Origin of the sequence: Mesorhizobium comanense (assembly GCF_005503535.1) — a bacterium.
GTDB classification, from domain to species: domain Bacteria; phylum Pseudomonadota; class Alphaproteobacteria; order Rhizobiales; family Rhizobiaceae; genus Mesorhizobium; species Mesorhizobium comanense.
On sequence record NZ_SCNN01000056.1, the window covers coordinates 1 to 9,473 of the forward strand.

The 9,473-nt window shown below is 65.7% G+C and carries 6 protein-coding genes; all 6 read right to left on the reverse strand.

The genetic code is table 11. The features are described from left to right. Positions 1–568 precede the first annotated feature (568 nt). Positions 569–1,102 carry a hypothetical protein gene (locus tag FFS37_RS35305; protein ID WP_137935511.1) on the reverse strand — a complete coding sequence of 178 codons (534 nt, stop codon included), beginning with the start codon at positions 1,100–1,102 and terminating at the stop codon, positions 569–571. 199 nt (positions 1,103–1,301) lie between these two features. Continuing rightward, positions 1,302–1,808, reverse strand: a complete 507-nt coding sequence (locus FFS37_RS35310) for a GNAT family N-acetyltransferase (protein WP_137935512.1) — start codon at positions 1,806–1,808, stop codon at positions 1,302–1,304. Continuing rightward, the gene (locus FFS37_RS35315) at positions 1,809–2,093 is read right to left on the reverse strand and encodes a type II toxin-antitoxin system TacA family antitoxin (RefSeq protein WP_137935513.1); all 285 of its coding nucleotides are present in this window, start codon (positions 2,091–2,093) and stop codon (positions 1,809–1,811) included. 202 nt (positions 2,094–2,295) lie between these two features. Continuing rightward, positions 2,296–3,237: a DUF2493 domain-containing protein gene (locus FFS37_RS35320; protein ID WP_137935514.1), complete on the reverse strand. Its 942-nt coding sequence runs from the start codon at positions 3,235–3,237 to the stop codon at positions 2,296–2,298. 247 nt (positions 3,238–3,484) lie between these two features. Further along, entirely contained in the window at positions 3,485–4,528 is a 1,044-nt protein-coding gene (locus FFS37_RS35325) for a DUF7146 domain-containing protein (RefSeq protein WP_137935515.1), read from the reverse strand. A 12-nt stretch (positions 4,529–4,540) separates the two neighbouring features. Beyond that, positions 4,541–8,995 carry a strawberry notch-like NTP hydrolase domain-containing protein gene (locus FFS37_RS35330; protein WP_137935516.1) on the reverse strand — a complete coding sequence of 1,485 codons (4,455 nt, stop codon included), beginning with the start codon at positions 8,993–8,995 and terminating at the stop codon, positions 4,541–4,543. Between the last annotated feature and the right edge of the window lie 478 nt (positions 8,996–9,473).

The window sequence follows — 9,473 nt, forward strand, 5'->3', positions numbered from 1 at the left end:
CAGAAATCGAATTTTCCTGAATATTCGCCGAGTGTACCCCCAACGGGGGTTGACCGCACAAAGCAGGCGGTCGTCTACAAAGGCGACATGAAACGGGAATGGCCCCGGATGCGGCAGATGGACAAGAACCCAGGCCGCCATCGCTTGACCGCCGACGCAACGCTGCCGGATCGCCGGGATGCTTGCCGCGCACCTCCCGGGTCATGTCGAATGCGTCGTCAATAGCTCGAACAGAAGCATGGCGCGTGAACCGCCTTGCTGGTCGGGATGGCGGCACAGCGTTTTCGAGATCGGAGCCGACTGGCAGCGAACTTCACGCCCCTCGGTAGCAATGCCTCGAAGGCACGATGGATGACCGTGCAAGCCAGGATGTTCGGCACGCTCGCACCCGCTTCAGATGCGAGATGGACAAGATAATCATCTTGCACAACGCCCTGCGGCTTCTTTGCGTGGGGCCGGTTTCGAAAGGGGCCGCTCCGGCCGCTCATACAAGTGGAGTTGGGGTCTCGGGGCCTGATAAAGCATATCGGATCGGACCTGCCGGGCCGTCGGCGGGATCGCGCCTACATCATCCTGGCAGCACCATACGCTCGTCCGGCGTCATGCGGGCTTCGGCCTGCCGGCGAATGTCGGGACGGGCATGGCGGAGCATGGCACACCAGTCTTCCACATTGTACGTGGTCGCTACGCTGCCCCTGGCCAGATCGTAAATGACGCACGGCTTGTTCGCCATGGCGAGCCGAAGCACGTTGACGGCCGTGCCGGGTGATGCGCCGTCCCAGACCATCATCCCAAAGTTGGCGCGCCGCGCCATCTCCCGGTCTTTGGCGGCTTGGACCCAGTATCCTCTGGCATCGTCAGGCGAAGGAACATGGTAGGCGGCCCAGTCGCCCAGATTATTGCGAGGTTCCTTGCCGGCATGGAAGACGCCGACATGCTCGTACTTGTAGCCCGCGAGCAGGCCTTGCGCCTCGGCATCGGCTCCCGACGCGTCGCCAATCAGCACGCCGTGCTCGGCAGCAACGATTGCGCCGATGCGAGTGATGGCGGGGTCCGGCAGCTCGAATATCTCGCGTGATCCACCTATGAATATCATCGACATCGTGGCTTTCCTTTCTCTCCAGCGTCCCCCGCCCCGCGCCGGCCTCCCTCTCCCTCTGGCCCTGCGCGAGGAATCGTCACCCGAAGGGCGAGACGGCGAAGCCGGCGCGGGGAGCGGCGGGACGCCGCGACTAGAGCCCGGCAGGCCGCAGGCCGGCGCGCCTAGGCCCTGCCGCTGCCGGAGACGCTACGCCCGTGGACTAGCGGCCTTCGGCCAGCCAGAGGCTCACGTCCTGGATCGAGCGCATCAGGATAGACGGGTTGTCTCGCGACGGGACAAAACCCCAGCTCTGCCAGTAGCGCTCGGCCTCGGCGTCGATCGCCCGCACCACCACCGCGCGGCCGGCGACAATGTCGGCGCCGGCGACGCAGCGACGAAGCGCGTCCTTGACCAGGCCGCTGCCGATGCCTTGTCCGGCATAGCGATGGTCGACGGCGAGTTGTCCAATCAGCAGGCAGGGGATCGGATCGGGCGGGCGTCCGGTGCGGATGGCGCGCGGTGCGCTGTTTGGCTGGATCACGCCCGGCGCAAGGCCGTAATAGCCGACGACTGTTCCCTCGTCGTGAACGTTCAGAACGCGGGTAAACCCGCGGGCCTGGTTCGTTCGCGCGAAGCCGGCCAGCCAAGCGTTGAGCGCCGGCTTGCCGCAATCGAAGCTGTCGAGGCGGTGCGCGTCGTCGAGGAGTTCGATGCCTGAAAGTGCCACCTAGCGATCCCAGGGCGGGGACCGACGCAGCCGCTCCGCCGCCTTCGGCGGGGGCGCGGCGGCAGGGGCTGAGATCGCCTGCATGAAAGCGTCATAGGCTTGCGGGGACACGCGGATGACGGTTTCATTGAGGATGGCCGCTTGCGCCTCGTGGAGTGCTGCGCGCCGCATGAACTCCGTGCGCGACAAGCCAAGCAGCTCCGCGCCGCGGTCGATGATGGTGAGATCATCATCGCGAAACCGCATCGAGACGGGTGTTTCCTTCCTCGTGACTGTGGTGGCCATGGCGCGCTCCTGTCCTGCGGACGTATATACGTTCATGTAACGCGGAACGCAATACACGTTTGCCTGGCGGGACGCTCCACCGCGTCGATAAGATCTTTGAAAGCGGAGGTTGCCGTGCTTCCCGCGCGCTTTGCTGCACGTCGCACCATCGAACCCGACCGCGCGGTCGGGTTCGATGGTGCGGTTGCGAGGAAAGCGGCGCTCACGCGCCGCCCTCCACGAACCGCCAGACGGGGATGCCGAGCCGACGGGCCTTGTCGGCAAGATTGTCGGTGATGCCGGAGCCGGGAAAGACGATCAGGCCGTAGGGCACCACCGAGAGAAGCTGGTCGTTGCGGCGGAATGGAGCCGCCTTGGCGTGTCGGTTCCAATCCGGCTTGAAGGCGATCTGGGTGATCTTCCGGTTCTCTGCCCAGCAGGCGGCGATGCGCTCAGCGCCGCGCGGGCTGCCGCCGTGAAGCAGCACCATGTCGGGATGCTTTTCGCGGGCCTTGTCGAGTGCGTCCCAGATCCGGTCGTGATCATTGCAGTCGAGACCGCCGGCAAAAGCAATCTTGGTGCCGGCCGGGACGAGCACCTCGGTTTCGGCGAGCCGGCGGGCGGCGAGGAAATCGCGGGAGTCGATCACCGCCGCAGTCATCGCCTGGTGGGAGACCTTGGAGCCGGTGCGCGGCCGCCATGCCGATCCGGTTTGTGCCTCGTAGAGGTCGGCGGCCTCGTCGCGCATGATTTCGAGCACGTTGCGGCGCTCGATATAGGTGATGCCCTCGGCCGTGAGCCGTTCCAGCTCGACCGACTTCACCTCCGAGCCGTCCTGCTCCTGCTGGCTCGAGCGCTGGGCCTCCTCGTTGCGATCGAGGCTGCGGGCGACGCGCTCGGCGGCACGGTGGAAGACGTTTGCGAAAGACCAGAGCAGGTCATCGAGATCGGGTTCGAGCCTGGTGTCGCCGAGCATGCCGGCAAAGGTCTCGACGATACCGGCAAGCCCGGTCCGGATCACTTCGTCGTCGGGAAGTGGGCGAGGATCAGGTTCGTCCTGATGCGGGCGATGGCCGTACATCTGCAGTTCGAGGATGACGCGGTCGGTCGGCGAGGAGGCGTGGTGGGGCTCGTAGCCGTCGTCGAAAGGAAGCTCGTAGGTCATGGCGTGTCTCCGTCGGTTGTGGCCGCGCCTATCGCGGCCTGACAGCGCTCCCCGACCGCTCCCCGGGCGCGGCCGCACCGAAGGCCGGAGCGCGAGCGGAGGACGGCGCAGCCGTTGCGGCCGGGACCGGGGGGTGTCAGGGGTCGCCTCTCAGGCAGGCCGCGGGCGCTGCCCCTCCGGCGGACCGCCGCCATGCCTAAAAGTCTTCCGGTGACGCCACCCCTGCCCGCCTGCCGGTCGGGGCTGTTCATCCGGGCGACAGGAAGCGACGGGCATCCTCCGGGACGAGCTGATCGCGAAGCCAGTCCGCGAGATGGGCCGGGCCGAGATGGCGCAGATCGTCGTTGAAGTCGCCGAGCTGCGGCCGCAACGTTAGGGTAAGGATCCCGGCCTCGCCTGCACGGCGGCTGAGACGCTCGATGCCGTGCCGGCCGGCAGCGTCGGCATCGGCCGCGATGTAGAGGCGACGGCAGCCGGGCGGCAAGATCAGGCCGGCAAGGTGATTGGCCGAGGTGGCGGCGGTCACCGGCAGCGCCGGCATCACAGTCCGGAGCGAGGCCATCGTCTCAAGACCTTCGCCGGCGACCGTCACCGGGACAGACGTGCCGGGCTCCAGGCCGAGCCAGATGCCGTTGCCCAGCAAGTGACCAAGAGAGCGGCGCGGATCGTCGAGTTGAGCCTTGCCATTGCCGTCCGGAGCGAGCCAGGTGCGCTGCAGGCCGGTGAGGTGTCCGTCCAGACTGGCGACGGCGGCGATCAATGCGGGCAGGGTCTGCGTCTCGCCGGTCACCAGATCGCGGTAGTAGCAGCCGGGGTGGAAGCGCAACGCGCGCTCACGGGCGGTCAAGAGGATGCCGCGGCCGGCCAGGTAGCGTTCGGCCAGCGTGCCGACGATCGGCTGGGATATGCCGAACAGCCGACGTGCCGCGTCAGGCGAGCCGCTTGTCGCGGCGGCTTGACCCTGCGCGCCAGTGGGCTGGGGCGGTGGCAGCGGCATGGAGAGAAACCGACGGGCTTCATCCGCGACCTCGCGGAAGTCGACCAGACCACAGCTCTGCTCGATGACGTCAAGCAGGTCGCCATGTTCCCCGCTTTGCTCATCGACCCACTTCCCCGCAGAGCCCTTGGCATTTGCTTTCAGCCGCACATGCATGGAGCGGCCGCGCGTGTTGCGGACATCACCGACGATCCAGTGGTTGCCGGAGCGATAACCGTTGGAGAGATATTCGCGGCACACCGCCTCGGCATGGTCACCAAGGCGGCGCGCCAGCTCGAAGGCCGAGCCGGTCATGATCGCCTCCATTCACGCTGCGGATGCGCGGTCGGTGACGCCGACCAGCGTGTGGCGATCGAGAAGCGAGGCGAGAATGGCGGAGCCTTGCCCGCCCGTCGGGATGAACAACCTGAGCTTCCAGGAGATGATTTCCGCGATCAGACCCAGAGCCTTCAAACGCGGCACCATCGCATCGGCGAAGCCGATCAGTTCGACGCGGTAGTCATTCATGACGCGGCTGCGGCGCAGGATCAGGCCGTCGGCGAGCTGCAATCCGATCCGTCCATCGACCAACCCCGCCCATGCCTCGTCCGGCGCGAGCGAAGGCACATTGTCGATACCGAGATTGCGTAACATGGTCGCCACCTGGGTTGGCGCGATGTGACGGCCGATGACGCGCTCGCCGGCATCGGTCTGGATCCGGTAGACCTGACAATCATGGTCCGGCAGCCGACGCCAGATCGGCAACAGCAGGCCGGTGACGATGTGGAAAGTGCTGGTGGTGAACTCCGGGACGGCGTCGACTTCTGCCTGCCACAGGTCGCAGAACAGTTTTCGGTCAGCCGGCTGCCAGTGGGTTTCGGCAAGCGCGTCGAGACCGAAACGCAGTTCGTCGGTCGGTCGCAGCAGGCGCACGCGGTGCTCGACCGTGCCGTCGTCGAGCATCAGGCTCGCCGCCGGCAGCCGTGTCGCCGCGCGGTTGGACCGCGTGTTGACCAGCAGGACCGATTGCGGCTCCGCGCGGGCGATTGCCAGCGCATCCGCCAGGCCGAGTGGCCTGATCCGGTCCTTGCGCGCGACTGTCAGCACATGCGACTGCGCGCCGGAGACCGGATGGGTATAGACGGCACGGCGATCGGTGACGACAATGCTCTCCGCCGTGATCGTCTCCAACCCCTTGTCGTAGGTGCCGGCGGCGATGGCGCCCTCCACCTTCGCCGTCATCAGCTGCTCGAACACCTCGAACAGCAGGTTCTGGGTCTCGATACGCAGCGCCAGCAGGCGGTTGAGCCAGGTCGTGATCGGCGGCAGCTCGTCGCGCAAACCGCCCTCGTCGGTGGTCAGCGACAGGCCGGTGACCGCCTCGAAGGTCGTGACCGAGCAACCTTCGATCTTGCCCTGGTGCAGAAGCATGTAGAACTGGCGCAGGGCGGCACGGGCATAGGGGCTTTCTAGATTGTCTTCAGACCGGAACAGCCCTGCCCCGCCGGTCTGGCGCTGGCCGCGGGTGATCGCACCCAGCGTGTCGAGGCGTCGTGCAATAGTGGACAGGAAGCGTTTTCCGGCCTTCACATTGGCGGCCATCGGCCTGAACAGTGGCGGCTGCGCCTGGTTGGTGCGGTGGGTCCGTCCGAGGCCTTGGATGGCGTTGTCAGCGCGCCAGCCGGCCTCGAGCAGATAGTGCTTGCGGAGCCTCTGGTTCTTCGCTCCTAGGTCGGCATGATAGGAGCGCCCTGTGCCACCGGCGTCGGAAAAGATCAGTACGCGCTTGTCGTCATCCATGAAACTCTGCGTCTCGGCGAGATTCGCCGAGCCCGGACGGTTCTCGACGGCAAGGCGGTCGATGCCGTCGCGGCCGGTCTTCCTGACGATGCGGCGCGAACGGCCGGTCACCTCGGCGACGGTGTCGGTGCCAAAGTGATGAAGTATCTGGTCGAGCGCGCTGCCGACAGGCGGCAGCGATGCGAGTTTTTCGATCATCTGGTCGCGCCGGCGAACGGCCTCCCGGCATTGAACGGGATTGCCGTCGACGTCATGGACGGGTCGCGAATAGACGTTGCCCTCGGCGTCCGAATATTCCTCGAACAGCTGCGTCGGGAAGGAATGCATCAGATACCCGCCGACGTATTCGCGCGGCGTGACGTCGACGTGCAGGTCAGACCATTCCTCGGTCGGGATCTCGGCCAGCCGGCGTTCCATTAGGGCCTCGCCCGTCGATACGATCTGCACGACGGCCGCGTGGCCGTCGGCGAGGTCGTGCCTGATGGCGCTGATCAGGGTCGGTGTCATCATCGAGGTGATGAGATGACTGAAGAAGCGCTGCTTGGTGCTCTCGAACGCCGAACGCGCCGCCGCCTTGGCGTTGCGGTTCAGCGTGCCTGTTTCGCTGGTGATGTTGGCCGCCTCGAGCGCGGCGTTCAAATTGTTGTGGATGACCTGGAATGCATCGGCATAGGCGTTGTAGATGCGGATCTGCTCCTCGGTCAGCGCGTGCTCGAGGAAGTCGTATTCGACGCCGTCATAGGAGAGCGAACGCGCCGTATAGAGGCCCAGCGATTTGAGATCGCGGGCAAGCACTTCCATGGCGGCGACACCGCCATCCTCGATGGCCGCGACGAATTCGGCACGGTTGGCGAACGGAAAATCCTCGCTGCCCCAGATGCCGAGACGCTGCGCATAGGCCAGGTTCTCGACCGCGGTCGCACCGGTCGCGGAGACGTAGACGACGCGCGCGTCGGGAAGGGCGTGCTGCAGCCGCAAGCCTGCCCTACCCTGCTGTGAAGGCGCAACATCGCCACGCTCGCTTTTTCCCCCGGCGGCATTGGCCATGGCGTGCGCTTCGTCGAAGACGATGACGCCACTAAAGTCCTTGCCGACCCAGTCGAGGATCTGGGCGATGCGGGATTTCCTGCCATCGCGTTCCTGCGAGCGGAGGGTGGCATAGGTGGTGAAAAGGATGCCTTCGGCAAGGCGGATAGGCGTGCCCTGCCGATAGCGCGAGAGCGGCTGGACGAGAAGACGTTCCTGGTCGAGTGCCGACCAGTCGCGCTGGGCGTCTTCCAAGAGCTTATCCGACTTGGAAATCCAGATCGCGCGCCGGCGACCCTGCAGCCAGTTGTCCAGGATGATACCGGCGACCTGCCGGCCCTTGCCGCAACCGGTCCCGTCACCCAGGAACCATCCGCGGCGGAAGCGGAGCACATTCTCGGCGCCTTCGGAGGCGGCCGAGACGACATCGCAGGTGTCGTCGACCGTCCACGTACCGGCGAGATGCCCGGAATGTGCCTCACCGGCATAGATCACACTTTCGATCTGAGCGTCGGACAGCAGGCCTTCGTCGATGATCGCATCCGGCAGGAGAGGTCGATAGGCAGGCTTCGGCGGCGCGACGGCGGCCATTGCGGCCGACTGGACCAGAGGCGTCGGATGCGGCTTGGCGCGCGGGATGTCGATCGACTGCAGCGCATAGGGCTCGTAGATCGTGTCGGTGAGCCTGCCGCCGTCCTCCGGCATCCAGTCGCGCAGTTCATAGGCAACCGGAACGGTAGGCTTGGCGTCTGGCACGACTGGTCGGCTGGGCTTTGCCCGGGCAACTTGACGGATCGGCCGGATTGTTTTGGCAGCAGACGCCACAGCTGCGGTGGTTGCGACTCTCGGCGCGGATTTCGCGGCCATCTGCATGGCGGCATTGCGCAGGATACCGTGAGACAGGGCGCCGATCGAATCCGGAAAGCCGCCCGATGCTCGGGGCGGTAGATCCGCGATCCAGGCGAGCAGCGTCTCGACGTCTTTGGCCTTGCCTAGCGCGGTGCCGAAACGCGATGGATCGGCGGCTGGTACCTTGTCGATGATCGTCAGGCGGGTTTCGGCCGTCGTGCCATGGCGGGCATAGACACGGCCGTCGATCGCTGCGGTGAAGACGACCCTGCCCTGCTGTTGGAGCCGCTCGAAGGCGGGTCGCCATTTGGGGTTTTCGGGAGAAAGCCCGGTACCGGTGATGGCGACCAGGCGGCCGCCGGAACGTAGGCGGGCAAAGGCCGAAGACAGGTGCCGCCATGCCGCATCGGCGACATGACCGTCGACATGGGCGCCGACGGTGAAGGGCGGGTTCATGAGGACGACGGAGGGCTGCACCGCCGCATCGAGATGATCGTCGACATGGGATGCGTCGTGCCGGGAGACGGGAACGCGCGGGAACAACAGGCCGAGCAGATCTGCGCGCGTCGCGGCTAGCTCGTTGAGGACGAGTGAAGCCCGGGCGATCTCGGCGTGGACTGCGAGCAGGCCAGTGCCGGCCGAGGGTTCGAGAACGAGATCCGAAGAGCAGATCGCGGCCGCGTGAGCGGTAACAAAAGCGAGTGGCAGCGGTGTCGACAGCTGCTGCATGGCCTGGCTCTCGTCGGAGCGGCGAGTGTGAGTGGGAACAAGTTCGGCGATGCGCGTCATCATCGCCAGCATTGCCTGGGGCGTGATCGACCGGGACAGGATCGCCGGCCCGAAGCGCCGCAGCAACAGAACCTGGGCGGTTTCGAGCGCCTCATAGGCGTCCTTCCAGACCCAGAAGCCTTGTGCATCGGTGCCGCCGAAACCGTCGGTCATGGCCGTGCGCAGTGCGGCGGTGGTGATGGTCTTTCCCTGTTCCAGAAAGGGCAAGAGCGACACTGCCGCCTGGTGAATCGCCTTGGCGGTGTTGATGGCGGCGGATGCCGCCGCGGCAAGGGGGGCGACCGTCCGGGCAACGGATGTGGTTGTGACAATGTTCATGGAGATATCCTTCGCGGGAGAGAGGCTCCGCCGCCGGCACTCTCTGCGCCCCGGCCGGGCCGCGATCCTCCCGGCCCCGCTCTCCCTCTCTGCGCTCAAGCGGGTTGCGCTGTTAGAGAGCCATGACTCAATGACCGGCGGGAGGTGCGGCGATCCGAAGCGATGGAGGTGATGCTGAGTTTCAGGATCGTAGATGCACCCAACCTACAGACGGTGCTGAGCGAGCGTATGAAATGGGGGCGGCCGCTGTGCCTGTTGAAGGAACCAAGATCGCCCGCATCGGCGACCAACATCAAGCGGATGGCGCTGGATGATCTCCTCTGTGATTCCTTTGAGCCCGCTACGAACTCTGCGGTCTTGGCGCGCTAAGAGCCTGAATCAAAAAGAATGGTTTGATATCAAGCTCTTGCGAGCCTGCGTGTGAGCAGGCGAATGTGGGCGACGTATATCCAGGCTTCTGCAGAAGCGATGGATTTCT